Below are 25251 nucleotides of genomic sequence, written 5' to 3'. Positions count from 1 at the left end.
AAACACCACACGCCGTCGCACGGCGCCCACGGTGCCACATCACAGACAGCTAGGCTGGAAGACACGTGCTTTCCACGAGAGGAACAGTCGGATCATGGTGCAACCAGGTGGTGGCTTCGATATGGGCCAGATCCTCCAGCAGGCCCAGCAGATGCAGCAGAAGCTGGTCGAAGCCCAGGAGGAGCTGGCCAACACCGAGGTGACCGGCACGGCGGGCGGCGGCCTCGTCACGGCGACGGTCACCGGCGACGGCGACCTCAAGGCCCTCACGATCGACCCCAAGGTCGTCGACCCCGAGGACATCGAGACGCTGACCGACCTCGTCGTCGCGGCCGTCCGTGACGCCAGCGGCAGCGCGCGCAAGCTCACCGAGCAGAAGCTAGGCCCGCTGGCAGGCGGACTCGGTGGCGGCGGCATGCCGGACCTCGGCGCGCTGGGCCTGGGCTGACACCTTGTACGAGGGTGTGGTCCAGGACCTGATCGACGAGCTCGGCAGGCTGCCGGGCATCGGTCCGAAGAGCGCGCAGCGCATCGCCTTCCACCTGCTCTCCGCGGATCCCGCCGACATCGGCAGGCTCCAGGAGGTGCTCGGCAAGGTCAAAGAGGGCGTGCAGTTCTGCGAGATCTGCGGCAACGTCTCCGAGCAGGAGACCTGCCGCATCTGCCGGGACACCCGGCGCGACCTCACGGTCATCTGCGTGGTCGAGGAGCCGAAGGACGTGCTCGCGGTCGAGCGCACCCGCGAGTTCCGCGGCCGCTACCACGTGCTCGGCGGCGCGCTGGACCCGTTGTCCGGCATCGGCCCCGAGCAGCTGCGGATGCGTGAGCTGCTGCAGCGCATCGGCGCCGCCGATGTCACCGAGGTGATCATCGCGACCGACCCGAACACCGAGGGCGAGGCAACGGCCACGTACCTCGTGCGCATGCTGCGTGACTTCCCCGGCCTGAGCGTCACCCGGCTCGCTTCGGGCCTGCCCATGGGCGGGGACCTGGAGTTCGCCGACGAGCTGACACTCGGCCGCGCGCTTTCGGGCCGCCGGGTCCTCTGAAACGCGATAAAGCGGGCTTTACTCCCCGGAGTAAAGCCCGCTTTATCGCGTCAAAAACTCAGCAGTAGCCCATGGACGCCAGCGAGTTCACGATGATCTCGCTCGGGTGGAACTTGTCCATCCACGACTCGCCGCGCCGGTTCTGGTAGGTGTCGAGGAAGTGCTGCAGCTTGTCGCCGCGCATCTCCGTCAGCACCACGGTCTCGCCGAGGTGCTGCGGGGTCTCGGTGCGCTCACGGTGCACCGCGCACGGCAGGCCGAGGTAGTAGCACTCCGCCGAGAGGCCACCGGAGTCGGTGACGACGTACTCGGCGCGCGCGACCAGCGGCAGGAACTTGAGGTAGCGCAGCTTCGGCCTGGCGATGAACTTGTCGTCGAAGATGTTGCCGAGACCCAGCGAGCGGATCTTCTCGCGCTCCGGGGCGCCCGCCATGTAGACGATCGGCATCTCGCGGCTCTGCTCGCGCAGGATCTCCAGCGCTTCCTTGTACTTGTCAGGACGCGAGACCAGCTCGAAACGGTGCAGCGTGGCCAGGCCGAACTTCTCCGGCAGGCCCTCGCCCTCGAACGGTTGGTTGATCGCCAGGCGCATCGCGTCGATCGCGGTGTTGGCCTCGGTGTCGACCACCACGCCGCGCGCGTTGCGCAGGTTGTTGACCTCACGCGCGCTCGGCGCGAAGTGCATGTCGACGATCTTGGCCGCGATCTTGCGGTTCAGCTCCTCCGGCAGCGGCGAGAGGATGCTGCCCGACCGGGCGCCCGCCTCGACGTGCCCGACGCGGGACTTGAGGATGCGCTTGCCGATCAGCGAGCCGTACGGCGTGGTGAACGTGTCGCCGTGCACCAGCACGAGCGGCGGGCGGCCGTCCTCGGTCAGCGCCGCGCGCAGCTCCTCGCGGCGGCTCCACGCGGTGCGGAGCACCTGCGCGGCCCAGCCGGGAACCTGCTTGGGCGACTCGAGGTTGTGTGCCTGCTCGCGCGGGACCAGCCAGACGTCCGGTTCCGGCATGTTCAGGTCGGCCAGCACGTCCGAGACCTCGTCCACGTGCTGCGCCGTGAACCAGATCTTCGGGCGCATGCCGCGTTCGAGGATCCCGTGGTAGACCGGCGCGATTTTGATCAATTCCGCCGTGGTGCCGAGAATGAAGGAAATCACGAGGCGTTCTTTTCTGCTCGGAGTCTGCGGTGGGTGAAGGATACCCAGGTGGGAGAGCACGGTAGCCTCGGCCCTGATGAGTGCGAATACGCTCGAACCCAGTCTTAGCGTCGTGATCCCGGTCTTCAACGAGGAGAACTGGATCACACGCTGCGTCGACGCCCTGGTCGCGTCGGCCGCGCACGCGAACTGGCCCGCCGAGGTCATCGTCGTCGACGACGGCAGCACCGACGGCACCGGACAGCGCCTCGTGGAGCTCGCGGACCGGCACGGCATCACCGTGATCAGCCAGCCCAACCGCGGCCGTTTCGAGGCACGCAGGGCCGGCCTGGCGAAGGCCGGTGGCCATCAGGTCCTGCTGCTCGACAGCCGCGTCATCGTGGACCTGACCTCGCTGGAGTTCCTGCGCGCGCAGCTCGTCGAGCACGCGGACCGCACGGTGTGGAACGGCCACATCAACGTCGACTCCGAGGACAACCCGTACGCAGGCTTCATGGCCGGTCTGGTGAAGATCCCGTGGCGCCGTTACTGCGCGAATCCGCGCCTGATGTCGTTCGACATCGAAGAATTCGACGTCTTCCCCAAGGGAACCGGATTCTTTTCCGCGCCGCGCCAGATGCTCGAAGACGCGTCCAACGCATTCGAATCGCTTTATGAAGACGTCCGCCTCGCCAGTGACGACACCGGCGTGCTCCGCTGGATCGCCGAGCGCACCCGGATCTTCCTGGCGCCGGAGTTCTCCGCGACCTATCACGGCCGCGAGTCGCTCGAGAAGTTCGTGAAGCAGTCGTACTTCCGCGGCACCACCTTCGTCGACTCCTACATCGCGACCCCCGGCCCGGCCCGCAACGGCCTCTTCGCCGCGCTCGCCGTCGGCGTGGTCGGCCTCGGCATCGCCGCCAAGCGCCCCAAGACCGCGATGACACTGGCGAGCCTCGGATCGACGGCGGCAGGCGTCGCGGTGACCCGGTTCGGCGCGACGAAGGCCGAGGGCGCCGCGGTCGCGAAGCTGACCCCGCTGTTCGCCGCCGGATTCGGCGCGGGCGTGGTCCGCGGCCTGATCCTCGCGCTGCGAGCCCGGCTCAAGCGATGAGTGCCGTGTCGGACGACCTGGCCAAGGACACCGGCAAATCCGCCGGGAAGATCGGCATCTCACTGCTGATCGCCATCGGCCTCGGCTACGTGCTGACCTTTGTCTGCGGCAGGCTGCTCGGCCCCGTCCGTTACGACGTCTTCGCCTCTTTCTGGGCGGTGCTGATGGGCTTCGGCGCCGCGCTGTCCCCGTTGGAGCAGGAGCTCTCCCGGCAGTCGGCGCTCGCTTCGGCGGCCGGTCACCGGGTCGGCAGGTCGGCGGTCCGCACCTTCGTGGTGGCCGCCGTGGTGATCGCCGTGCTCAGCCTGCTGACGTTCATCCCGCAGGCCACCACCCAGCTCTACGGCGGCCAGTTCTGGCTCGCGGTGATCGTGCTGGTCGGCGGGGTCGCGTTCGCCTTCCAGTTCGCCACTCGCGGGTTGCTGATCGGGCACAACGAGGTCCGCCGGTTCTCCGGCCTGATTCTCGGCGAGGCGGGCGCCAGGGTGCTGGTGCTCGGCATCGTGGTGGCCATCGGCGTCGGCACCCAGATCCTGCCGCTCGCCCTCGCCGCCGCGGCCGGTTCGTTCGCCTGGCTGCTCTACGCGCGGCCGACCGCCAAGCTGGTCGATCCTCACCTCGAGGGCGAGCCGTGGCCGGTCGTCGTCAAGCGGACCTTGCTGCTCCTGCTCGCCGCCGGCCTGACCGCCAGCCTGGTCACCGGCTACCCGGCGCTGGTCAAGCTGCTCGCGCCGAAGTCCGACGCCGAGCAGCTCGGCGCCTTCTTCGCCGCGCTGATGGTCGCCAGGGTGCCGCTGCTGCTGCTGTCCCCGCTCCAGGCGCTCGCCGTGCCCACCGTCGTGCGGCTCAGCGCCAGCGAAGAAGGCCATGGCAAGCTCCGCAAGCTGCTGGTGCTGGGTGCGATCGGCTCGCTGGTCGTGGCCGCGATCGGCGCGGTGATCAGCCTGTTCATCGGACCGTGGGCGGTCAGCCTGCTGTTCAGCGCGAAGTTCGCCGCGCAGGGCTGGTGGGTCGCCGGGCTGGTCTGGTCCTCGGTGATGCTCACCATCATGCAGCTGATGGCCGCGGTGCTCGTCGCGCAGGCCAAGGCCGACAAGCTGGTCATCGTCTGGGCGGTCACGGCGGTCAGCGCCGCGCTGACCCTGGTGCTGATGCCCGGTGACACGATCCTGCGCGCGGTGGTCGGATTGATCGTCGGCCCGACGCTCGGACTGGCCGTCGTCACCGCCTTCGTAGTGCGCAAACCTGCCCCGGTAGGGTGACGAGGGGCTTAATCCATAATTGCCGGTTTTGAGTTTGGACTGCGAATTCGATGAACGTTCTTCTCGTTTTGCTCGCATTCTGGCTGCCCGGTCTCGCCGTCGGTGCCGCTGTCGGCCTGCGCGGCTGGACGCTGGCGGCGAGCGGGCCCGCGCTGACGTTCGGGGTCGTCGCGGTCGGTGTCCCGATCCTGGGCAAGCTCGGGATCACCTGGAACCTGCTCAACGTCGCGCTGTGGGCGCTGCTGCTCGCGATCGTCGGCTTCGGCGCTTCGCTGCTTTTCAAGCGCTTCACGAAGCCCAAGGAGATCGAGGGCGCGCCGGAGAACCTGCCGCGCACCCTGCGTGACCACCTGATCATCGGCGCCGGCGTGGTCATCGGCCTCGGCGTCGGGCTGGCGACGTTCGTCCGCGGCTCGCACTCGCTCGACCGGGTGCAGCAGGGCTGGGACGCGCCGTATCACGGCAACCTGGTGCGCTGGATCGCCGAGCACGGCGACGCGCGCCCGTCGACGGTCGGCACGATCGCCAACCTGCCGAACCAGACCGACTACTTCTACCCCGACACCTACCACGCGCTGCTCGCGCTGGTCTTCGGCAAGGCCGGGCTCGGCATGCCGCAGACGCTGAACCTCGCGGTGCTCGCGGTGATCCTCGCCGTGCCGCTGGGTGTCGCCGCGCTGGGCACCGCGTGGCGGATGCCCGCGATCGCCGTCGGCGCCGCCGCGGCCGTGACGACCTGGTTCACCGCCTTCCCGTACGACTCGCTGTGGCGCGGCCCGCTGTGGCCGTACGTCGCCGGCGTCGCGATGCTCCCGGCGCTGCTGGCGATCACCCGCCACCTGATCGTGCCGCGCGGACTCGCAGGCCCGGTCGGCATCTCACTCGCGCTGGCCGGTCTCGCCGGGCTGCACACGAGCCTCGCGTTCGTCGCGACGGTTTATCTGCTGATCATTCTCGTCGCCGTGATTTTCCGTTTCGAGCCCATCAATTGGCGCGTTTCCCGCGCTTCATTGATCGCGACCGTCGCGCTCGGGGTTGTTTTCGCATTCCCGCTCGTGCTCCCCGCGCTGTACAACGCGGCAGGCGTGACAAGTGCGTTCTGGTCTTCCGAAGCGACGGTTTCCGGCGCGATCGGCGAGACGATCCTGTTCTCGCCGATGGCCGACTTCCCGCTGTGGTGGATCGGGATTCCGGCGCTGATCGGCATCTTCGTGATGGTCAAGCGCCGCCGCAATCTGTGGATGGTCGCCTCGTACGTGGTGTTCGGCGGCCTCTTTGCGGCAACGGTCTCGCTGGAGACCCCGCTCATCCACACGCTGACCGGCATCTTCTACAACGACCACTGGCGCCTCGCCGCCCTCGTGCCGCTCGCCGGTTCCATCGCGTTCGGCGAGGCCATCAACGCGGGCGCCGAAAAGATCTCGGGCAAGCTCGTCGGCTGGCGCCCGTCGCTGAAGCCCGCGATGGTCACCCTCGCCGCCGCGGCCGTGCTCGGCCTGCTGCTCGCCGGCCTGAGCAAGGGCGGCTACATCGGCCGCAACAGCCAGCGCCTCGGCATGAACTACGGCGACGGCCCGACGGTCAGCCACGGCGAGGAAGCCGCGTACAAGTGGCTTTCCGAGCACGTCAAGCCCGGCGAGCGCGTGATGAACGACCGGTCCGACGGCTCGGTCTGGATGTACGCGCTCTACGCCGTCTGGCCGGTCGAGTGGACGTTCTACGGCACCGAGGCCAACACCAAGTCCGGCCTGCTCACGATCCGCCTCAACGACCTCGACCACGACCCGCGCATCCGCCCGGCGCTGACCGACCTCAAGGTCCGCTACGTGATCAAGGGCAAGGGCCTCGTGACCCCGGAGTCCCGCGCCGCGACCGGCCTGCAGAACCTCGACCAGAACGAGGCGTTCAAGGTCGTCTACCAGAACGACGACGCCACGGTCTACGAAATCGAAGGCCAGGAGAACGTGGTCACCTCGGGCGCTTCGCCCGGCTCCTCCGCCTCCGGCAACTAACGCTCGTGAGCGTTCCCGACGGTTCTATTGAGGGGAAGGGCGAATGTGGTGTGTTGGTGTTCGGACACGTCCGTTCGTATGGTCACGAAGACGCCGGTCGACCCGGGGGTGCGAGGGGACCCCTGGGTGCGACATACGCACTGAGGGGTCCCCTCGCTTCAGCCCTCGCACCTGCAACACTCACGACCCCCTGCGGAGTAAAGCGGCTTTATCCCGCACACCACGGCCCACGGCTATCCGCGAGTGGTAACTCTGCTCCGCTAGATGCAGCAGAGTCACCACTCACACATCCCTCGCCCCCCTGACCTGCTGCCCGGCAAGCCCGCGACCGCGGCCAACGCGCCACCTTTGCGTTTCCGCTCAATAACCGTCGGGAACGCTCACGACCCCCGTCTGGCTGGGGCTGCGGACGTTGTGAAAGGGGCGTTCACAACGCACAAGGTTGTGAACTAGGCGTTGGCAACGCTCCGAAAGATGCTAGACCCGCTGATCCCACAAGTGTGGGACGGGTCCGCGAGAAAACCTTAGCGCGAGCTTGATGAGTTTCATAATTCTCGGGCTCCTTTGTTGCTGGCAGATGACAATTAAATAGGTCACTTATCGAACATGGGGTCGAATTCGCGGAGTGAATTCGGGTGCGCATAATTCCGTGAGTGATCAATTCGACGCGCTTGTTCTATGTGGACGACTCCGGAGCTGAGAGCACTGGCTACGTGGTGTACAGCTGGGTTGAGTGCGACACCACGCAGTGGCGGGCGGGCGCGCTGGCGTTGGCGGACTTGCGCGCGCACTTGCATGCGAAGTATCAGATTCCGGTATCCGCGGAGCTGCACGCCACGCAATTCATCTCAGGTCGCGGTAATCCGTCGCAGAACCCTGGGGTCAACTTGTCGAAGGCGGCCAGACATGCGGCAGCAGAGGATGCGCTCTCCGCGTTGGGGCGCGCGCCCGGCCTTCAAGTCGGGACGGTTTTTCGTCGCACGCTCGCCAGGCGCCGGGCGTACGCGGTCGAGCGGGACGTCGTTTACGCCGAATTGGTCGAGTGCCTCGATAAGCGAATGCGGATGGCCGGTGGTCTCGCGATCATCCTGATGGACGGTGATGGAACCGCGACCGGCTATTACGGTGCTCATCGCAGGCTTTCGATGCAGTCGCGCCAGGTGATCGAGGATCCACTCTTCGTGCCCGCGCATCGTTCGGCTTTCGTGCAGGCTGCCGACTTCGCGGCATGGACGGCTTATCAGTCACTGCTTCGGCACGGTGGCAAGGAGTTCGCGTGGCACTGGTACGAGAAGTACCTGGGGGATCGCGATGTCAACGGCGGGCCGGTCGAATTATGACCCCGAAAATAAAGCTAGACCTGCTTGTCCAACACGTGGGGCAGGTCCGCGAGAGCGATCATAGCACAGGCCTAGGCAACTTGGTCAAGCTGGAGAAGGAGTCCGGCGGGGCGCACGCTCAGTGAGCCGTTAGAGTTATTGCGTGCAATCGACGGCTGTCGCCACCCAGCGTGTGCTCATCGTGATGCCCGCTCTCAACGAGTCGGGCAGCGTCGCCGACGTCATCGCGCAGGTGAACGCGTCGATGCCGGGGATCGATATTCTCGTCGTCGACGACGGTTCCGTCGACCAGACCGCGCAGCTCGCCAGGGAAGCGGGGGCGCGGGTCGCCCGGCTTTCGGTGAATCTCGGTGTCGGTGGTGCGCTGCGGACCGGGTTCCGGTACGCGGTCGCGCGCGGTTATGACGTCGTCGTGCAGGTGGATGCCGATGGGCAGCATGATCCCGAAGAGCTGAAAGCGCTGCTCGCCGGTCTGGAGAAGGCCGATATCGTGATCGGTTCCCGGTTCGCCGGGAAGGGCTCGTACAAGGCAAGCGGTCCGCGTAAGTACGCCATGGTCGTGCTTTCGTTCGTGTTCTCGCGGCTGGCGAAGACCAAGCTCACCGATGTGACCTCCGGGTTCAAGGCGATGGGGCCGAGGGCGATCAGGATGTTCGCCGAGTACTACCCGGCCGAATACCTGGGTGACACCGTCGAATCGCTGGTGATGGCGATCCGGGGGAAGCTCCAGATCGCGGAAGTTCCGGTCGTCATGGGTGAACGTGTCGCGGGCACCCCCAGTCATTCGCCCGTGAAGTCGGCCGTTTACCTCGGCCGGGCCGGGCTCGCGCTGCTGCTGGCGCTCATTCGCCGCAGGCCGGCGACCGACTCGTCGGATTCGGCGTAGGAGAAACCCATGAACGGCTGGCAGATCCTCAGCATCATCGTCGCTGTCTTCGTGCTGGCGTGCGTCATCGAGATGATGCGCCGCCGGAAGCTGCGGGAGAAGTACGCGGGCGTGTGGCTCGTGGTCGCCGTCGGCGTGGTGGTGCTCGCGGTCATTCCGCAGGCCGCCGAATTCCTCGCGAAGCTGACCGGCGTGCAGACGCCGTCGAACTTCGTCTTCCTGCTGTCCGGGGTCGTGCTGGCGTTGGTCTCGCTGCACCTTTCGGTCGAGGTCGGGCACCTGGAAGAAGAGGTGCGGACGTCCATCGAGGAGATCGCGCTGCTGCGCTGCGAGCTCGAAGACACCCGCAAGGCGCTGGAAGCCCGTATCGCGGCTTTCGAAAAGGCCCCGGACAACGTGAACGGCCTGCCCGAGGTGAGCAGGGTCCGCTGAGCACGGCCCGGGACCTCGCCGAGGCCGTTCTCGCCGCGCCACCGAGGCTCGGCGCCGTGCGGATGCTCGCGATCGACGGGCCGTCCGGCTCGGGTAAATCGACTTTCGCTGATGCGGTCGCCGGTGAAATACGTGCGCTGAATCACTCGGTCGCGCTCGTGCGCACCGATGAATTCGCCACTTGGGATGATCCGGTCTCCTGGTGGCCCCGCCTTGTCGAAGGCGTGCTGAACCCGCTCTCGCAAGGCCGTGAAGGCCGTTATCGCCCGATGGACTGGTCATCCGGCGTGCCCGCGCCCGGCGCGGAGAAGACACTTCCGGTGCCCGCCATTCTGCTGCTGGAAGGCGTTTCCGCAGCACGGCTTTCGGTCAGGCCAAGATTGTCTTGCGTGTGCTGGGTCGAACTCGCGGATCCCACGGCCAGGCTGGACCGTGCGGTCGCCAGGGACGGGGAGGCGAGCAGACGATCACTCACCGAGTGGCAGGCATTCGAACGTGGTTGGTTCACCGCGGGCCAAGGAAGACAAACGGCGGACAAATATCACGTTGCGTCATGATTTACCGACACTTTGCGGTCATTTCGGCCTCCACGTAGCGCGATCGTAACCTCACGTGCTTAAGTGCTGGGCGACTTCCGGCTAGTGTCACCGCACACACCGAAATCCCGTCCGTTCCTGACCGACCGGACGGTGAAATAATCCAACCTGTCCCAAGGGGTGCCAGATGCTGCAAATGCGGGTGGCCCGAGTGCGCCGGATAGCCCTGATCGGGCTTGCCGGAGCGCTCGCGCTCTCCATGTCCGCTTGCGCCGAGTCGAAGCGTGACGATGCCGCCGGTGGTGGCGGCAAGACCGGCGGCACGCTGGTCTTCGGCACGGCCAGCGTGCCGAAGCTGTTCGACCCGCTCTTCAACGACGAGGGCGAGACCGACCGGATCACCAGGCAGATGTACGACACCCTGGTCGCGTTCAAGGAAGGCACCTCGGAGCTCACCCCCGGCCTCGCCGAGAAGTGGACCCCGAGCCCCGACGGCAAGACCTGGACCTTCGACCTGCGCAAGGGCGTCAAGTTCCACGACGGCACCCCGTTCAACGCCGCGGCGGTCTGCTTCAACTTCGACCGCTGGTTCAACATGGCAGGCGCCGCCGCGCAGAGCCAGATGATCTACTACGGCGACGTCTTCGAGGGCTTCAAGAAGAACGAGGGCGACGCCAGCGGCGAGCCAGTCTACAAGAGCTGCGAGGCCAAGGACGAGAACACCGCCGTCCTGAACCTCAACAAGTACAAGGGCGCCTTCCCGGCGGCCTTCGGCCTCGGCTCCTTCGGCATGTCCAGCCCGGAAGCGCTGAAGAAGTACGACGCCGACAAGGTCACCCAGAGCGGTGAAGCCTTCTCGTACAGCAGCTACGCGAACGAGCACCCGACCGGTACCGGCGCGTTCAAGTTCGAGTCGTACGACAAGACCGCGAAGACCGTCACCCTGGTCCGCAACGACGACTACTGGGGCGAGAAGGCGAAGCTCGACAAGATCGTCTTCAAGACCATCTCGGACGAGAACGCCCGTAAGCAGGAGCTGCGCGCCAAGACGATCGACGGCTACGACCTCGTCTCGCCGCAGGACTACCAGGCGCTGAAGAACGACGGCTTCACGCTGTCGCCGCGCCCGCCGTTCAACCTGCTCTACCTGGGCATCAACCAGAAGAACAACCCGGCGCTGAAGGACCTCAAGGTCCGCCAGGCGCTCGCGTACGCGTTGGACCGCGAGGCGCTCGTCAAGACCAAGATGCCGGAAGGCGCCACGGTCGCGAAGGAGTTCCAGCCGGACACGCTGGCCGGTTACGCCAAGGACGTCCAGGAGTACCCGCACGACGTCAACAAGGCGAAGCAGCTGCTCGCCGAGGCCGGTCAGTCCAACCTGACGCTGAACTTCTACTGGCCGACCGAGGTCACCCGCCCGTACATGCCGAACCCGCAGGAGATCGCGTCGGCGCTGGCCGACAACCTCAAGCAGGCCGGCATCACGGTCAACCTGGTTCCGCGCCCGTGGAACGGTGGCTACAAGGACGACGTGCAGAAGCTCGGCAAGCACGACCTGCACATCATCGGCTGGAACGCGGACTACGCCGACGCCGGTAACTTCCTCGGCACCTTCTTCGGCCGCGCGAAGCCGGAGTTCGGTTTCGACAACCCGGAGCTGTTCGCCCAGCTGTCCAAGGCCGACGGCACGGTCGACCCGGCCGCGCACGCCGCCGCCTACGAGCAGGCCAACCGCGACATCATGTCGAAGTACCTGCCCGCCGTCCCGATCCTGAGCTCGCCGCCCGCGTACGTCACCGCGGCGAACATCAAGGGCATGGTGGCCAGCCCGCTCAACAACGAGCACTTCAACACCGTGAGCAAGGGATAACCCTGAGCACATAGCCGACAGGGGGCAGGCGTTCCGACGCCTGCCCCCTGCCCGCCATCCAGGGCTAAGTCATTAAGGAATTCCATGCTCCGATTCATCGCGCGTCGGTTGCTACAAGCGATACCGACGCTCTTCATCTTGTCCATCCTCGTTTTCGCCTGGCTCCGCTCGCTTCCCGGTGGTCCGGCAGGCGCGATGCTCGGCGACAAGGCGACCCCTGAGAAGCTCGCCAACCTCGAGCGCCTCATGGGCCTGGACCGGCCCATCTACGAGCAGTACATCAAGTTCCTCGGCCGGGTGGTGACCGGTGACTTCGGCGTTTCGTCGAAGAGCGGCGACCCCGTGCTGGACGAGATCGGCCGGGCCTTCCCGGCGACGATCGAACTTTCGATCGCCGCGCTGCTGTTCGCCGTCGTGCTCGGCATCCCGCTCGGCTACCTCGCGGCGAAGTTCCGCGGCCGCCTGCTCGACAACACCACGATCGTCGGCACGCTGCTCGGTGTCGCGGTTCCCGTGTTCTTCCTCGGGATCATGCTGAAGTACTTCTTCGCGTCGGGCCCGTTCCTGCACATCCTGCCGCCGTCAGGGCGGCAGGACACGCTGATCAACGCGACCCACGTGACCGGTTTCGCGGTGCTCGACGGCCTGCTGACCGGTGAGCTGGACGCGTCGGTCGACGCGATCCGCCACCTGATCCTGCCCGCCATCGCGCTGGGCACGATCCCGCTCGCGGTCATCGTCCGGATCACCCGCGCCTCGGTGCTCGACGTGCTCAACGAGGACTTCGTGCGCACCGCGAACGCCAAGGGTCTCGCGCCGCGCACCGTCCGCGGCAGGCACGTGCTGCGCAACGCGCTGCTGCCGGTCTCGACGACGATCGGCCTGCAGACCGGCCTGTTGCTCGCCGGCGCCGTGCTCACCGAGAAGGTGTTCGTGTGGGGTGGGATCGGCTCGAAGATGGCCGAGTCCATCAACGTGCGTGACTACCCGATCCTGCTGGGCCTGGTCATGCTCGCCGCGGTCGTCTTCGTGGTGATCAACATTCTGGTGGACGTCTCGTACGGCATCATCGATCCAAGGGTGCGGGTGCGATGACCACGTTCATGAAGCAGAAGCGCGAGAAGATCGACAAGCTCGCGGACAGCGCACGCGGCAAGGGTGTGCTCGCCGACGCGATCGGCCGCATGCGCCGCAGCCCGGTGGCGATCATCGGCGCGGTGATCGTGCTGCTGTTCATCGTGCTCGCCGCCATCGCGCCGTGGATCGCGCCGAAGGATCCCTTCTTCCGCGACCCGGTGCTGACCGAGCACCTGCGCCCGAGCTCCATCCCCGGCGCCCAGCCGGGATATCTGCTCGGCAGCGACGAGAACGGCCGCGACTTCTTCAGCCGCGTGCTGGTCGGGTCACAGCAGTCGCTGATCGTCGGGGTCATGGCGACCCTGATCGGGCTCGCGCTCGGCATGCTCATCGGCGGTATCGCCGGCGCGGTCGGCGGCTGGGTGGACACCGCGCTCATGCGGTTCACCGACATCCTGCTGTCGGTGCCCGGCCTGCTGCTGGCCATCTCGATCGCGGCGCTGGCGAAGAACCCCAGCCAGTTCACGGTCATCCTGTCGGTCGCGATCGTCAACGTGCCGATCTTCGCGCGGCTGCTGCGTGGATCGATGCTGGCGCAGCGGCACAGCGAGTACATCCTCGCGGCCACCTCGCTCGGCGTGAAGCGGTCGACGATCGTGTTCCGGCACATGCTGCCGAACTCGCTCGCGCCGGTGATCGTCCAGGCGACGCTGACGCTGGCGACCTCGATCCTCGACGCGGCCGCGCTGTCCTTCCTCGGCCTCGGCGACCCGAACCTCGACCGCGCCGAGTGGGGCGCGATGCTGAGCCGGGCCCAGGACTTCCTGGAGATCAAGCCGGAGCTGGCCTTCTATCCGGCCGCCGCGATCATCGTGGTGGCACTCGGCTTCACCCTGCTCGGCGAGTCCATGCGGGAAGCCCTCGACCCGAAGAACAGGCGGTGATTCCCCGTGGCATTGCTTGAGGTCCGCGACCTGAACGTCGTGTTCCAGCGCAAGGGCGAGCGGCCGTTCACCGCGGTGAACGGCGTGAGTTTCGACGTCGACCCCGGCCAGACGGTCGGGCTGGTCGGTGAGTCCGGCTGTGGCAAGTCGGTCACCTCGCTGGCGATCATGGGCCTGCTGGCCAAGCGCGGCAACAAGGTCACCGGTTCGGTGAAGTTCGAAGGCACCGATCTGCTTTCCCTGTCCGACAGGGAAATGGGCGACCGGCGCGGCCGGGACATCGCGATGGTGTTCCAGGACCCGCAGTCCTCGCTGAACCCGGTCATCCCGATCGGGCTGCAGATCACCGAGGTGCTCGAACGCCACCGCGCCATGTCGCGCGCGCAGGCCAAGGGCGAGGCGATCGTGCTGCTGGACAAGGTCGGCATCCCCGACCCGGCGCGGCGGCTTTCCGAGTACCCGCACCAGCTTTCCGGTGGTATGCGCCAGCGTGCGCTGATCGCCATCGCGCTGGCGTGCAAGCCGCGCCTGCTCATCGCGGACGAGCCGACCACCGCGCTCGACGTGACGATCCAGGCGCAGATCCTGGCGCTGCTGCGCGAACTCGTGCAGGACACCGGCACCGCGCTGATCATGATCACGCACGACCTCGGCGTGGTCGCCGGGCTGTGCGACGAGGTCAACGTGCTCTACGGCGGCCGGATCGTCGAGCGGGCGGAGCGGCACGCGTTGTTCGCCGAGCCGCGCCACCCGTACACGCACGGGCTGCTCGCCTCGATCCCGCGGCTCGACGCGGGCCGCGGCGAGAAACTGGTGCCCATCAAGGGTTCCGTCGCCGACAACATCCCGTGGGATGGCGGCTGCGCGTTCGCGCCGCGCTGCCCGAACGCGCTCGAGGCCTGCCGCAAGGTCACGCCGGAGCTGACCTCGGACGGCAACGGGATGCTGCGCTGCCACAACCCGGTGGTGCCGGAACTCAAGGTCGGGGAGGGAGTCTGATGACCGACACCGTTGTGGAGAGCGCTGTCGAAACCGACGTGCTGCTGCAGGTCGACGACCTCAAGGTGCACTTCCCGATCAAGCGCGGGATCATCTTCGACAAGACCATCGGGTACGTCTACGCGGTGGACGGCGTCTCGCTCGCCATCCGTCGCGGTGAGACCTATGGCCTGGTCGGCGAGTCGGGCTGTGGCAAGACCACGCTCGGCAGGGCGATCCTGCGGCTGGTCGAGCCGACCGGCGGGGTCGTCGACTTCGACGGCACCGACGTGGCGAGCCTCAAGGGCGAGGAACTGCGCAAGAGCCGCCGCCGGATGCAGATGATCTTCCAGGACCCACTGTCCAGTTTGGACCCGCGCCAGTCGGTCGAGTCCATCCTGACCGAGGGCATGCGCGCGCACGGGCTCGACAAGGACAAGGAGTCCACGCACGAGCGGCTGCGTGAGCTGCTCGCCGCGGTCGGCCTGCCGGAGAACGCCCTGCGGAAGTATCCGCACGAGTTCTCGGGCGGTCAGCGCCAGCGCATCGGCATCGCGCGGGCACTGGCGGTCGAGCCGGACCTGATCGTCGCCGACGAGCCGGTGTCCGCACTGGACGTGTCGGTGCAGGCGCAGGTGGTCAACCTGCTGGAGGACCTGCAGGAGAAGCTCGGGCTGACCTATGTGGTCATCGCGCACGACCTCGCGGTCGTCCGGCACATCTCCGACCGCATCGGCGTGATGTACCTCGGGTCGCTGGTGGAGGAAGCCACCGCCGACTCGCTGTACGAAGAGCCGCTGCACCCGTACACGCGGGCGCTGCTCTCGGCGATCCCGGTGCCGGACCCCAAGGTCGAGGACGCGCGTGAGCAGATCCTGCTCGCAGGCGACCTGCCCTCGCCCGCGAACCCGCCGAGCGGCTGCCGGTTCCACACCCGGTGCCCGTGGAAGCAGGAGACGCGCTGCTCGACCGACCGGCCCGAGCTGCGTGAGCTCGCGTCGGGGCACCGCGTCGCGTGTCACTTCGCGGAGGACATCCGTGACGGGCTGATCCAGCGGCACGAGGTCAAGGCCGAGCTGGTGGACGAGGTGGCGATCAATCCCGACGTCGACCTCAGCGGTCCCGCTTCGGTGTCCGAAATCATTTAGCACTAGCGGGCCTCATCCTCCGGGGTGAGGCCCGCTTACTTCGGTCACCGGTACCGTGTGCGGGGGGACTGAACCAGACGTGAGGGGACACGCGCGTGCATATCGACCAGTGGCTGAACACCATTCCAGCGCTGTCGGTCTATTTGATCGTCGGCGGCGTCATCATGATCGAGAGTCTCGGCATCCCCTTGCCGGGTGAGATCGTGCTGGTCAGCTCGGCTTTGCTGTCCTCGCAGACGGATCACATCAGCCCGCTCTGGGTGGGTGTGTTCGCCAGTGTCGGCGCGATCGTCGGCGACAGTATCGGCTACACGATCGGCCGCAAGGGTGGTCATCGCCTGTTCGCGTGGGCCGGGCGGAAGTTCCCCAAGCACTTCGGGCCGAAGCACATCGAGAAGGCCAAGGGCATCTTCGAGAAGCGCGGCGTCTGGGCTGTCTTCTTTGGACGTTTCATCGCTTTCCTCCGGATTCTCGCCGGTCCGCTCGCGGGCTCGCTGCACATGCCGTACCGCAAGTTCCTCGCGGCCAACGCGCTCGGCGGCATCGTCTGGGCCGGTGGCACCACGGCGGCGGTCTACTACCTGGGCATCGTCGCGGAGAAGTGGCTGTCGCGGTTCTCCTACGTCGGGCTGGGCGCGGCGGTCATCGCGGGCATCGTCATCTCGATCATCGTGAAGAAGCGCATGACTCACGTCGAAGAGGACGAGGCGGAGACCGAGACCAAGGAGCCGGCGCCCGCCACCGACCGCTGAGCCCGTTTCTTCAGCGAGCCCAGCAGCACCCCGCCGATCACCACGAGCCCGGCCGCGATCTCCAGCGGGGCCGGGCGTTCGTGCAGCACGACGAACGACATCGAGATGCCGACCACCGGCACCAGCAGGCTGAACGGCGCGACCACGCCTGCCGGGTTGCGGGTCATCAGCGTCGACCAGATGCCCGAGCCCGCGATGGTGCCGAGCAGCACCACGTAGGCCAGCCCGAGCAGGCTGACGACCCCGGTCGACGTGCCGAGCGTGGTCAGCGACTTCCACTGGCCGTCCTCGAAACCGAACGACAGCGCCAGCATCGGCAGCGGCGGCACGACCGACATCCAGAGCGTGAAGTGCAGCGCGTTCGACGGCTTGGCCGCGCGCATGCTCAGGTTGCCGAAAGCCCAGCTCAGCGCGCCGAGCAGGGTGAGGATGACCGGCAGCAGCGCCGCGTGCTCGAACTGCTGCCAGGCGATCACCGCCATACCGAAGACGGCGAGCGAGATGCCCGTCCACTGCCGCCTGCTGACCTTCTCCCGCAGGAAGATCGCGCCGAGCACGACGGTGAACGGCGCCGACGCCTGCAGCACCAGCGACGCGAGCCCGGTCGGCATGCCGATGTCCATGCCGACGAACAGGAACAGGAACTGCAGCGTCCCGAAGCCGAGGCCGTAGCCGAGCAGGTGGCGGATCTTCACCTTCGGCCACGGCACGAACAGGATCGTCGGCACCGCGATCACCAGGAACCGCAGCGCGGCCGCGAACAGCGGCGGGAACTGGCCGAGCATGGCGTGGATGGCGAGGAAATTGCAGCCCCACAGGAAGGCGACGAGCATGGCGAGCAGACGGTCTCGGGTGGGCATGCCTTCACTCTGACCGGTGAAACTGTGAAGGACCATCGATAATATCTGCACGAACCTTGAAGCAGTGCTTCACATACAATCGATGCCATGGATATCGGCCGGTTGAGGACGCTGCGCGAGTTCGCCGACCGCGGCAGTGTGACGGAAGCCGCACGCGCGTTGCACTGCACGCCGTCCGCGGTCTCCCAGCAGTTGCGGGCGTTGCAGGGCGAAGTCGGCCTCCCGCTGACCGAGCCCGCGGGCCGCGGCCTGCGGCTGACCGACGCCGGCCGCGCGCTGGTGGCCCGCGCGGACGACGTGCTCGCCGCGCTCGACCGCGCGGAGTCCGAATTGGACACTTACCGCAGCGCGCCACGCGGCCGCGTCCGCCTCGCGATCTTCCAGTCGGCCGGTTTGCTGCTGCTGCCCGGTTTGCTGCACCGGATCGCCGAGTTCGAGGGTCTCGAGATCGACGTCCGCGACATCGACATGGTCCCGCCGGAGATCCCCAGCCTCGTCGCCGACTACGACATCGTGGTGGCGCACCGCGACGAGCACGCCCAGCCGTTCGCCACCGACCGCCTCGATTCGGTCCACCTCCTGCGCGAGCCACTCGACGTCGCACTGCCCGCAGGCCACCGGCTGGCGTGCAAGGAGCGCGTCGAGCTCGCGGAGCTGGCCGGCGAACGCTGGATCAGCGTGAACTTCGGCTTCCCCGTCGACGACGTGCTGAAGTCGCTGACCGTGCGCACCGGGGTCCAGCCCCAGGTCGTCCAGCGCATCAACGACTTCCGCATCACCGAGGCGCTCGTCGCGGCCGGGCACGGGATCGCGCTGCTGCCCCGGTACACGATGGACGTCAGCGGGGACAGCGGCCTGCTACGGCGTCCGCTCGCGGGCGTACGCGCGGCGCGTCACGTCGAAGCCGTGTCCCGCAAGGGCGCTTCGGCGCGGCCTGCGGTGGCAGCGGTCTTGGACGCCCTGCTCGCGGAAGTCGCCCAGGTCACGGACTCGTGAGTGTTTTGGCCGGTTAGAACCGGCCGTACCACTCACGACCCCCGCTGGATGGCGGGATTGCAATAACGCCATATATGTCTGGTTTAGTGCAATAGTACGTATTGCCGGTAAATCACTGGCATGATCTCCGACCATGATCAGCACCGCGGTCGAAGCGCCGGCCACCACGCGAAATGTCGCCATCGACGCATTGCGCGGACTCACGATCCTGGTGATGATCTTCGTCAACAATCTGCCCAGTGGCCCCGATTCCGTCATGCCCGCTTGGATGTTGCACCACGATGCCGAGACCAACGGGATGACGTTCGTCGACCTGGTGTTCCCCGCGTTCATCTTCGTGATGGGCATGTCGGTGCCGCTCGCGCTCGACAAACGGCTCAACGCCGGGGATTCCGTGCGACAGGTGCTGTGGCATGTGGTGTCGCGCGCGGGTGCGCTGATCGTCGTCGGGATCATGATGTGCAACGACTCGCCCGATCCGTCGAGAATGCCGCTCAGCGAGGCTTGGTACTGGGTTCTGCTGTACCTGGCCGCGATTTCCTTCTGTGCCAACGTTCGTGTGCTGCGGATCGCGGGATTCGCCGGGCTGCTGGTGCTCGCTTTCGTTTACACCTCGGAAGAAGGCCTGCACGTCATCAACCTGAACCCGTTCTCGCTCGAGTATTCCTGGTACGGGATTCTCGGCTTGATCGGCTGGGCTTATCTCATTTCTTCTTTGGTGTACTTGGTTTTCCGGCGCAACCGGACGGCGCTGCTCGCCTCCGCCGTCCTGCTGCTCTGCGTTTACGAACTCGACAGCATCGGCATCGCGCAGCACCTCGCCAGCCTGTCGTCGATCGCTGTGCTGGCGGTGTTCCTGTCGACCGACCTCCGGCCGCAGCCCGCGTTGCTGTTCATCGGGGGCTGCGCGGCGGCCGCGTTGCTGGTGGCGGGGATTCACGGGATCAGCAAGGTGAACGCCACCCCGGCCTGGTGCCTCTGGGCGGCGGCGATCACCGCGGCTTTCTGGTTGCTGCTGCACTTCTTCCCGGCGCGGCTGCTCGCCATGGCAGGCGGCAACGTGTTGCTCGCCTATCTGCTTTCCGAGGTGTTCGGTTACTTCCTCGAAGTGATCGGGATCGGCTCTTGGTACGACGCGCTCAACGACACGAGCGTGGTGCTGGCACTGATCCGTGCGGTCGTGACCGCGGTGCTGATCGTCGCCGCGGCGATCGGCCTCAACCGGGTGGGTTTCCGGCTACGCGTGTGACTTCAACGGCGTGAGCGTTGCGGGCGGCAGTGAGGGGAGGGAAGAAGTGACCTCAGGACGGCTACCAGGTGTCATACTCGGCCTCCCCTCACTGTCGCCCCCAGCGCTCACCTTTGTTCTCGGGTAGCACCCGGGACGAAGCGGGCTTGACTCCGGCGGGGAGTCAAGCCCGCTTCGTCCGTTCACGCCCTAGCGGTGGGACCGGTTCACGGCCGAGACGACCGCGCGCAGCGAGGCTGTGACGATCGACGGGTCGACGCCGACACCCCAGAACACCCGGTCCTGGATGGCGCACTCGATGTACGAGGCCGCCCGCGAGTCGTCGCCCGGCGAGAGGGTGTGCTCGCTGTAGTCCAGCAGCCGCAGGTCGAAGCCGACGGTCGACAGCGCGTCGAAGAACGCCGCGATCGGGCCGTTGCCGGTGCCGGTGATCTCGTGCTCGTCACCCTCGACGCGGACGGTCGCGGTGATGTCGTACTCGCCGTCGCCGTTGTCGCGCACGTGCTGGCGGACCAGCTCCAGCGGGGTGCGAGGCTCCAGGTACTCGGCGTGGAAGGCGTTCCACATGGTGGTCGGGTCGACCTCGCCGCCGAGCGCGTCGGTGTGGCGCTGGATGACCTTCGAGAACTCGATCTGCAGCCTGCGCGGCAGGTCGAGCTGGTGCTCGGCCTTCATGATGTAGGCGACGCCGCCCTTGCCGGACTGCGAGTTGACCCGGATCACGGCCTCGTAGTTGCGGCCGACGTCCTTCGGGTCGATCGGCAGGTACGGGACCTCCCACGGGTGCTCGTCGACGGGCACGCCCGCCTTGTCGGCGGCCGCCTTCATCGCGTCGAGGCCCTTGTTGATCGCGTCCTGGTGCGAGCCGGAGAACGCGGTGAACACCAGGTCACCGCCCCACGGGGAGCGTTCGGCGACCGGCAGCTGGTTGCAGTATTCGACCGTGCGCTTGATCTCGTCCATGTCGGAGAAGTCGATCTGCGGGTCGATGCCCTGGCTGTACAGGTTCATGCCCAGCGCGACCAGGTCGACGTTGCCGGTGCGCTCGCCGTTGCCGAACAGGCAGCCTTCGATGCGGTCGGCGCCCGCCTGATAGCCCAGCTCGGCGGCGGCGATGCCGGTGCCGCGGTCGTTGTGCGGGTGCAGCGACAGGATCACCGAGTCGCGGCGCTCCAGCTGACCGCTCATCCACTCGATCGAGTCGGCGTACACGTTCGGCGTGGCCATCTCGACCGTGGCAGGCAGGTTCAGGATGACCGGCCTGGCAGGCGTCGGCTGCCAGATCTCGGTGACCGCGTTGCACACTTCCAGCGCGTACGACAGCTCGGTGCCGGTGTAGGACTCCGGCGAGTACTGGAAGCGGAAGTCCGTGTCCGAGTACTTGCCCGCGTACTCGACGACCAGGTCGGCGGCCTGCGTCGCGATCTTCTTGATGCCCTCGCGCTCCTCGCGGAACACCACGCGGCGTTGCAGGATCGAGGTCGAGTTGTAGATGTGGACGATCGCCTGCGGCGCGCCCTCCAGCGACTGGAAGGTCCGCTCGATCAGCTCGGGACGGCACTGGGTCAGCACCTGGATCCGGACGTCCTCCGGGATGGCGCCCTCTTCGATGATCTCGCGCACGAAGTCGAAGTCGGTCTGCGAGGCGGCCGGGAAGCCGACCTCGATCTCCTTGTAGCCCATGCGTACGAGCAGCTCGAAGAACTTGCGCTTGCGGGCGGGCGACATCGGGTCGATCAGTGCCTGGTTGCCGTCACGCAGGTCGACCGCACACCACAGCGGCGCGCGGTCGATGCGCTTGTCCGGCCAGGTGCGCTCGGGCAGGTCGATGTCCTCGACCAGCTCGAACCACGGGCGGTAGCGGTGCACGGGCATCGAGGTGCCGCGCTGGGTGTTCCACGAGGGCTGGTCAGCGGGCGCGGGACGCGACGGCTTACGAATGCGCGAGGACGAGATACGGGGTTCGGACGTGGTCATGCTGCGAAGATCTCCTGCCGGGGTATGGATGAACGACCGGCGACACCACAAAGCCCCGCGACGGGGAGCCGGTCAGATCAGGCCCCATCGCGGCAGCGAAGCAGGAGAGCGCGTGCCACAAGACCCACTCTAACCACGAGCGACACCCGAAGGGAAGCCGAGTCGTTACACCAGGGTGTTACCTGTCAGTAGCGTCAACGCGGTCACCGTGCGAAACTCCGGGCATGGCTGAGCACGCGGAGAGTGAGTCCCGGGCCGGAGTGGACTGGCGGCGCGGCCGCGAGCGCGCGGCCGGTGTGCTCGCAGGCCTGGTCCGCTGGGCAGGCCTGATCTTCGCGCTCTTCCTCGCCATCCACGTGGTGTTCGTGCTCGGCTCGGCCAACCCGGACAACGGCATCGTCTCCTTCGTCCGCGGCGGAGCCGACGCCTTCTCGCTCGGCTTCCGCGACCTCTTCCTGCCCGTCGACCTCAAGCTCCGGGTGCTCGTCAACTACGGCCTCGCCGCCATCTTCTGGCTCGTCGTTTCGTCGATCGTGGCGAAAGTCATTCGCCGCTTGGGTGGCGTTGGTTAGAAGATCGGGTTTCCCGGCGACGAAAACGCGAAATCCGACAGCGGAATACGGATCCTTGGCGCAATTTCCCGTTCGATAAGGCGTTCCGCGTCAAGAATTTCCGGTGCGGCTTGTTTTCCGGCCGCGATCGCCACTCGGGGCATGAGGCCGTCCGGCAGCTCGAAGTCGCGGATCACCGCGTACGGGTCGAAGCCGCCCATCTGATGCGCGACCAGTCCCTCGCGCACCGCCTGCAGCACCAGGTTCTGGCTCGCGAGGCCGAGGCCGTAGTCCGCGTGCGGGATCTCACCCTTCTCGTTGTGCGTCACGACCAGGCCGATCATCAGCACACCGGCTCGATGGGCCCAGATCTTGTTGCCGTCGGCGAGCGTGCCGTAAATCTTCTTGAACGTCTCGTCGCCGCGTCGGCCGACCAGGTAGCGCGCGGGCTGGGTGTTGCCTGACGACGGCGCCCAGCGTGCCGCCTCCAGCATGGCGCGCAGCTGCTCGTCGGAAACGTCAGCCGTCTCGTCGAAGGCGCGCGGGCTCCAGCGCCTGGCGATTTCGTCGGTGACCGGAACGCTTGTCTCTGCGGGCTTTTCCATGCCCCAGATACTCGCAAGAAGTGGTCGGCGACACATATCAGGGTGGTGGTAAACGCCGGGACCGGTAGGCTCCTCTCCAAATGAGGGACGCGGGGGGCTTCTCGATGCCCTGAGGAGCCCGGCCCGGCCCCGGCTAGGAGGTTCGGGCGTGGCGCTCGTGGTCCAGAAGTACGGCGGTTCGTCGCTGGAAAGTGCCGACCGGATCAAACGGGTTGCCGAACGCATCGTCGCCACCAAGAAGGCGGGCAACGACGTGGTGGTCGTCTGCTCGGCCATGGGTGACACCACCGACGAGCTGCTCGATCTCGCGCAGCAGGTCAACCCGGCGCCGCCGGAGCGTGAGATGGACATGCTGCTCACCGCCGGTGAGCGCATTTCCAACGCGCTCGTGGCGATGGCGATTTCCGCGTACGGCGCCCAGGCCTGGTCGTTCACCGGCTCGCAGGCCGGTGTGGTGACGACTTCCGCGCACGGCAACGCGCGCATCATCGACGTGACACCGAGTCGTGTCACCCAGGCGCTGGAGCAGGGCTACATCGCGCTGGTCGCGGGGTTCCAGGGTGTTTCGCAGGACACCAAGGACATCACCACCCTCGGCCGGGGCGGCTCGGACACCACGGCCGTCGCGCTGGCGGCGGCGCTCAACGCCGACGCCTGCGAGATCTATTCCGATGTGGACGGTGTGTACACGGCCGATCCCCGGGTGGTGCCCAACGCGCGCAAGCTCGAAACCGTTGCCTATGAGGAAATGCTCGAGCTCGCGGCCAGCGGCTCGAAGATCCTGCACCTGCGTTCCGTCGAATACGGCCGCCGCTACGGTGTGCCGATCGTGGTCCGTTCGTCCTACAGCGACAAGCCGGGCACGACCGTGTTCGGTTCGATTGAGGAGATCCCCGTGGAACAAGCGCTGATCACCGGCGTCGCGCACGACAGGTCCGAAGCGAAGATCACCGTCACCGGTGTGCCGGACCACGCCGGCGCCGCCGCGCGCATCTTCCGCGCGATCGCGAACGCCGAGATCGACATCGACATGGTGCTGCAGAACGTGTCGAGCACCGTGTCCGGCCGCACGGACATCACGTTCACGCTGTCGAAGGCCAACGGCCCCAAGGCGGTCAAGGAGCTCGAGGCGATGAAGCCGGAGATCGGCTTCGAGTCCGTGCTCTACGACGACCACGTCGGCAAGGTCTCGCTGGTCGGCGCGGGCATGCGCTCGCACCCCGGCGTGACGGCGACGTTCTGTGAGGCGCTGGCGCAGTCCGGCGTGAACATCGAGATCATCAACACCTCGGAGATCCGCATCTCGGTGCTGATCAGGGAAGCGCAGCTCGACGACGCGGTGCGCGCCATCCACGAGGCTTTCCAACTGGGCGGCGACGAAGAAGCCGTCGTGTACGCAGGGAGTGGACGGTAATGGCACCAGTTCTGGCGCTCGTCGGCGCGACCGGAGCCGTGGGCACGGTCATGATCGACATCATGAACGGCAGGGAATCCGTGCCGTGGGGCGAAATCCGCCTCATCGCGTCGGCGCGCTCGGCCGGTAAGAAGATCACCGTGCGCGGCGAAGAGCTGACAGTCGTCGCCCTTTCGCCGGAGGCGTTCGACGGCGTCGACATCGCGATGTTCGACGTGCCCGACGAGATCTCCGCCGAGTGGGCCCCGATCGCGGCCTCCCGCGGCGCCGTGGCCGTCGACAACTCCGGCGCGTTCCGCATGGACGACGAGGTGCCGCTGGTGGTGCCCGAGGTCAACGCGGCCGCCGTGGCGGCGCGCCCCAAGGGCATCATCTCGAACCCGAACTGCACCACGCTGTCGATGATGGCCGCGCTCGGCGCGCTGCACCGGGAGTTCGAGCTCAAGGAACTCGTCGTCGCCTCGTACCAAGCGGTTTCGGGCGCGGGCAAGGAAGGCGTCGACCGCCTGTACGCCGAGCTCGAGGCCGTCGCGGGCAAGGGCCTCGGCGTCCGCGCCGGAGACGTGCGCGAGGCGCTGGAGGCGGCCGGGCTGCCGATCGCCGACTCGCCGTTCCCGGCGGCGCTGGCGTTCAACGTCGTCCCGTCGGCAGGCTCGTACAAGGGTGACGGCTGGTACTCCGAGGAACTCAAGGTACGCAACGAATCCCGCAAGATCCTCGGCATCCCGGACCTGAAGGTCTCGGCGACCTGCGTCCGCGTTCCCGTGGTCACCACGCACTCGCTGGCCGTGCACGCGACCTTCGCGCGCGAGGTCACCGTCGAGGCCGCGCACAAGGTCTTCGAGGCCCAGCCGACGGTCGTGCTGGTCGACGACCCGGAGAACGGCGTCTTCCCGACGCCCGCCGACGTCGTCGGCGGCGACCCGACCTACGTCGGCCGGGTCCGCCAGGCGCTGGACTTCCCGAACACGCTGGACTTCTTCGTGTGCGGTGACAACCTGCGCAAGGGCGCGGCGCTCAACACCTACGAGATCGCGGAGCAGCTCGCTCCCGAGTTCTCCTAG

Annotated in this window: 24 protein-coding genes; 20 read left to right on the top strand and 4 right to left on the bottom strand. The window is 67.0% G+C overall.

All coding sequences use genetic code 11. The annotated features are described in order from the left end of the window. Positions 1 to 94 precede the first annotated feature (94 nt). Entirely contained in the window at positions 95 to 448 is a 354-nt protein-coding gene (locus AB5J62_RS40215; RefSeq protein ID WP_370945268.1) for a YbaB/EbfC family nucleoid-associated protein, read from the top strand. A 4-nt stretch (positions 449 to 452) separates the two neighbouring features. Next, a complete protein-coding gene (gene recR, locus AB5J62_RS40210) occupies positions 453 to 1049 on the top strand; it encodes a recombination mediator RecR (RefSeq protein ID WP_091289067.1) in 597 nt (198 codons plus the stop codon). A gap of 58 nt (positions 1050 to 1107) precedes the next feature. On the opposite strand, the gene AB5J62_RS40205 is transcribed toward recR, so the two are convergent. Then, positions 1108 to 2205: a UDP-N-acetylglucosamine 2-epimerase gene (locus tag AB5J62_RS40205; RefSeq protein WP_370945267.1), complete on the bottom strand. Its 1098-nt coding sequence runs from the start codon at positions 2203 to 2205 to the stop codon at positions 1108 to 1110. Positions 2206 to 2281: 76 nt separating this feature from the next. Here AB5J62_RS40205 and AB5J62_RS40200 point away from each other — a divergent pair, with 76 nt between their 5' ends. From AB5J62_RS40200 to AB5J62_RS40140, 13 genes are all read left to right on the top strand, one after another. Further along, positions 2282 to 3298 carry a glycosyltransferase family 2 protein gene (locus AB5J62_RS40200; protein ID WP_370945266.1) on the top strand — a complete coding sequence of 339 codons (1017 nt, stop codon included), beginning with the start codon at positions 2282 to 2284 and terminating at the stop codon, positions 3296 to 3298. Beyond that, on the top strand, positions 3295 to 4560 hold the full coding sequence (locus AB5J62_RS40195) for a lipopolysaccharide biosynthesis protein (RefSeq protein ID WP_370945265.1): 1266 nt from the start codon (positions 3295 to 3297) through the stop codon (positions 4558 to 4560). Before AB5J62_RS40200 ends, AB5J62_RS40195 begins: the two co-directional genes overlap by 4 nt. Before the next feature lie 50 nt (positions 4561 to 4610). Then, positions 4611 to 6572 (top strand): DUF6541 family protein, encoded by a 1962-nt coding sequence (locus AB5J62_RS40190; RefSeq protein WP_370945264.1) that lies wholly within the window; start codon positions 4611 to 4613, stop codon positions 6570 to 6572. Positions 6573 to 7225: 653 nt separating this feature from the next. Continuing rightward, positions 7226 to 7912, top strand: a complete 687-nt coding sequence (locus AB5J62_RS40185) for a DUF3800 domain-containing protein (protein ID WP_370945263.1) — start codon at positions 7226 to 7228, stop codon at positions 7910 to 7912. 184 nt (positions 7913 to 8096) lie between these two features. Further along, a complete protein-coding gene (locus AB5J62_RS40180) occupies positions 8097 to 8798 on the top strand; it encodes a glycosyltransferase family 2 protein (RefSeq protein ID WP_370950469.1) in 702 nt (233 codons plus the stop codon). Positions 8799 to 8807: 9 nt separating this feature from the next. Then, complete coding sequence (locus tag AB5J62_RS40175; RefSeq protein WP_370945262.1) at positions 8808 to 9230, top strand: DUF2304 domain-containing protein; 423 nt, start codon at positions 8808 to 8810, stop codon at positions 9228 to 9230. Positions 9231 to 9292: 62 nt separating this feature from the next. Beyond that, positions 9293 to 9787 carry a uridine kinase gene (locus AB5J62_RS40170; protein ID WP_370945261.1) on the top strand — a complete coding sequence of 165 codons (495 nt, stop codon included), beginning with the start codon at positions 9293 to 9295 and terminating at the stop codon, positions 9785 to 9787. Positions 9788 to 9953: 166 nt separating this feature from the next. Next, positions 9954 to 11636, top strand: a complete 1683-nt coding sequence (locus AB5J62_RS40165) for an ABC transporter substrate-binding protein (protein WP_370945260.1) — start codon at positions 9954 to 9956, stop codon at positions 11634 to 11636. A gap of 84 nt (positions 11637 to 11720) precedes the next feature. Next, a complete protein-coding gene (locus tag AB5J62_RS40160) occupies positions 11721 to 12731 on the top strand; it encodes an ABC transporter permease (RefSeq protein WP_370945259.1) in 1011 nt (336 codons plus the stop codon). After that, entirely contained in the window at positions 12728 to 13657 is a 930-nt protein-coding gene (locus AB5J62_RS40155; protein WP_370945258.1) for an ABC transporter permease, read from the top strand. Before AB5J62_RS40160 ends, AB5J62_RS40155 begins: the two co-directional genes overlap by 4 nt. Before the next feature lie 6 nt (positions 13658 to 13663). Beyond that, complete coding sequence (locus tag AB5J62_RS40150) at positions 13664 to 14656, top strand: ABC transporter ATP-binding protein (RefSeq protein WP_370945257.1); 993 nt, start codon at positions 13664 to 13666, stop codon at positions 14654 to 14656. Then, positions 14656 to 15783: an ABC transporter ATP-binding protein gene (locus AB5J62_RS40145; protein WP_370945256.1), complete on the top strand. Its 1128-nt coding sequence runs from the start codon at positions 14656 to 14658 to the stop codon at positions 15781 to 15783. Before AB5J62_RS40150 ends, AB5J62_RS40145 begins: the two co-directional genes overlap by 1 nt. 95 nt (positions 15784 to 15878) lie before the next feature. After that, positions 15879 to 16535, top strand: a complete 657-nt coding sequence (locus AB5J62_RS40140) for a DedA family protein (protein WP_370945255.1) — start codon at positions 15879 to 15881, stop codon at positions 16533 to 16535. Here AB5J62_RS40140 and AB5J62_RS40135 read toward each other — a convergent pair. Beyond that, on the bottom strand, positions 16472 to 17395 hold the full coding sequence (locus AB5J62_RS40135) for an EamA family transporter (protein ID WP_370945254.1): 924 nt from the start codon (positions 17393 to 17395) through the stop codon (positions 16472 to 16474). The two genes, AB5J62_RS40140 and AB5J62_RS40135, sit on opposite strands and share 64 nt — an antisense overlap. A gap of 87 nt (positions 17396 to 17482) precedes the next feature. On the opposite strand from AB5J62_RS40135, the gene AB5J62_RS40130 reads away from it, so the two are divergent. Further along, on the top strand, positions 17483 to 18391 hold the full coding sequence (locus AB5J62_RS40130) for a LysR family transcriptional regulator (RefSeq protein ID WP_370945253.1): 909 nt from the start codon (positions 17483 to 17485) through the stop codon (positions 18389 to 18391). Positions 18392 to 18524: 133 nt separating this feature from the next. Then, the gene (locus tag AB5J62_RS40125) at positions 18525 to 19640 is read left to right on the top strand and encodes a DUF5009 domain-containing protein (protein WP_370945252.1); all 1116 of its coding nucleotides are present in this window, start codon (positions 18525 to 18527) and stop codon (positions 19638 to 19640) included. Positions 19641 to 19829: 189 nt separating this feature from the next. Here the strand turns inward: AB5J62_RS40125 and leuA are convergent, their stop codons facing one another. Next, positions 19830 to 21617 carry a 2-isopropylmalate synthase gene (leuA, locus tag AB5J62_RS40120; RefSeq protein ID WP_370945251.1) on the bottom strand — a complete coding sequence of 596 codons (1788 nt, stop codon included), beginning with the start codon at positions 21615 to 21617 and terminating at the stop codon, positions 19830 to 19832. Positions 21618 to 21841: 224 nt separating this feature from the next. Between leuA and AB5J62_RS40115 the strand changes: the two genes are divergently transcribed. Further along, positions 21842 to 22189 (top strand): hypothetical protein, encoded by a 348-nt coding sequence (locus AB5J62_RS40115; protein ID WP_370945250.1) that lies wholly within the window; start codon positions 21842 to 21844, stop codon positions 22187 to 22189. Here AB5J62_RS40115 and AB5J62_RS40110 read toward each other — a convergent pair. After that, entirely contained in the window at positions 22186 to 22773 is a 588-nt protein-coding gene (locus tag AB5J62_RS40110; protein ID WP_370945249.1) for a nitroreductase family protein, read from the bottom strand. The two genes, AB5J62_RS40115 and AB5J62_RS40110, sit on opposite strands and share 4 nt — an antisense overlap. Positions 22774 to 22921: 148 nt before the next feature. On the opposite strand from AB5J62_RS40110, the gene AB5J62_RS40105 reads away from it, so the two are divergent. Continuing rightward, the gene (locus AB5J62_RS40105) at positions 22922 to 24187 is read left to right on the top strand and encodes an aspartate kinase (RefSeq protein ID WP_370945248.1); all 1266 of its coding nucleotides are present in this window, start codon (positions 22922 to 22924) and stop codon (positions 24185 to 24187) included. Further along, positions 24187 to 25251: an aspartate-semialdehyde dehydrogenase gene (locus tag AB5J62_RS40100; RefSeq protein ID WP_370945247.1), complete on the top strand. Its 1065-nt coding sequence runs from the start codon at positions 24187 to 24189 to the stop codon at positions 25249 to 25251. Before AB5J62_RS40105 ends, AB5J62_RS40100 begins: the two co-directional genes overlap by 1 nt.

The sequence above is a fragment of the Amycolatopsis sp. cg5 genome (genome assembly GCF_041346955.1).
Lineage (GTDB): Bacteria > Actinomycetota > Actinomycetes > Mycobacteriales > Pseudonocardiaceae > Amycolatopsis.
The sequence above is the reverse complement of the archived record's forward strand: the minus strand, read 5'-3'. Positions and strand labels throughout refer to the sequence as shown.

Excerpts from the sequence above, each read along its gene's own strand:
- AB5J62_RS40170 (WP_370945261.1), top strand. The coding sequence starts at position 9,293 with ATGCTCGCGATCGACGGGCCGTCCGGCTCGGGTAAATCGACTTTCGCT.
- AB5J62_RS40145 (WP_370945256.1), top strand. The coding sequence starts at position 14,656 with ATGACCGACACCGTTGTGGAGAGCGCTGTCGAAACCGACGTGCTGCTG.
- AB5J62_RS40115 (WP_370945250.1), top strand. The coding sequence starts at position 21,842 with ATGGCTGAGCACGCGGAGAGTGAGTCCCGGGCCGGAGTGGACTGGCGG.
- AB5J62_RS40175 (WP_370945262.1), top strand. The coding sequence starts at position 8,808 with ATGAACGGCTGGCAGATCCTCAGCATCATCGTCGCTGTCTTCGTGCTG.
- AB5J62_RS40110 (WP_370945249.1), bottom strand. The coding sequence starts at position 22,773 with ATGGAAAAGCCCGCAGAGACAAGCGTTCCGGTCACCGACGAAATCGCC.
- AB5J62_RS40215 (WP_370945268.1), top strand. The coding sequence starts at position 95 with ATGGTGCAACCAGGTGGTGGCTTCGATATGGGCCAGATCCTCCAGCAG.
- AB5J62_RS40135 (WP_370945254.1), bottom strand. The coding sequence starts at position 17,395 with ATGCCCACCCGAGACCGTCTGCTCGCCATGCTCGTCGCCTTCCTGTGG.
- AB5J62_RS40160 (WP_370945259.1), top strand. The coding sequence starts at position 11,721 with ATGCTCCGATTCATCGCGCGTCGGTTGCTACAAGCGATACCGACGCTC.
- AB5J62_RS40100 (WP_370945247.1), top strand. The coding sequence starts at position 24,187 with ATGGCACCAGTTCTGGCGCTCGTCGGCGCGACCGGAGCCGTGGGCACG.
- AB5J62_RS40180 (WP_370950469.1), top strand. The coding sequence starts at position 8,097 with ATGCCCGCTCTCAACGAGTCGGGCAGCGTCGCCGACGTCATCGCGCAG.
- AB5J62_RS40190 (WP_370945264.1), top strand. The coding sequence starts at position 4,611 with ATGAACGTTCTTCTCGTTTTGCTCGCATTCTGGCTGCCCGGTCTCGCC.
- AB5J62_RS40155 (WP_370945258.1), top strand. The coding sequence starts at position 12,728 with ATGACCACGTTCATGAAGCAGAAGCGCGAGAAGATCGACAAGCTCGCG.
- AB5J62_RS40195 (WP_370945265.1), top strand. The coding sequence starts at position 3,295 with ATGAGTGCCGTGTCGGACGACCTGGCCAAGGACACCGGCAAATCCGCC.
- AB5J62_RS40125 (WP_370945252.1), top strand. The coding sequence starts at position 18,525 with ATGATCAGCACCGCGGTCGAAGCGCCGGCCACCACGCGAAATGTCGCC.
- leuA (WP_370945251.1), bottom strand. The coding sequence starts at position 21,617 with ATGACCACGTCCGAACCCCGTATCTCGTCCTCGCGCATTCGTAAGCCG.
- AB5J62_RS40130 (WP_370945253.1), top strand. The coding sequence starts at position 17,483 with ATGGATATCGGCCGGTTGAGGACGCTGCGCGAGTTCGCCGACCGCGGC.
- AB5J62_RS40165 (WP_370945260.1), top strand. The coding sequence starts at position 9,954 with ATGCTGCAAATGCGGGTGGCCCGAGTGCGCCGGATAGCCCTGATCGGG.
- AB5J62_RS40200 (WP_370945266.1), top strand. The coding sequence starts at position 2,282 with ATGAGTGCGAATACGCTCGAACCCAGTCTTAGCGTCGTGATCCCGGTC.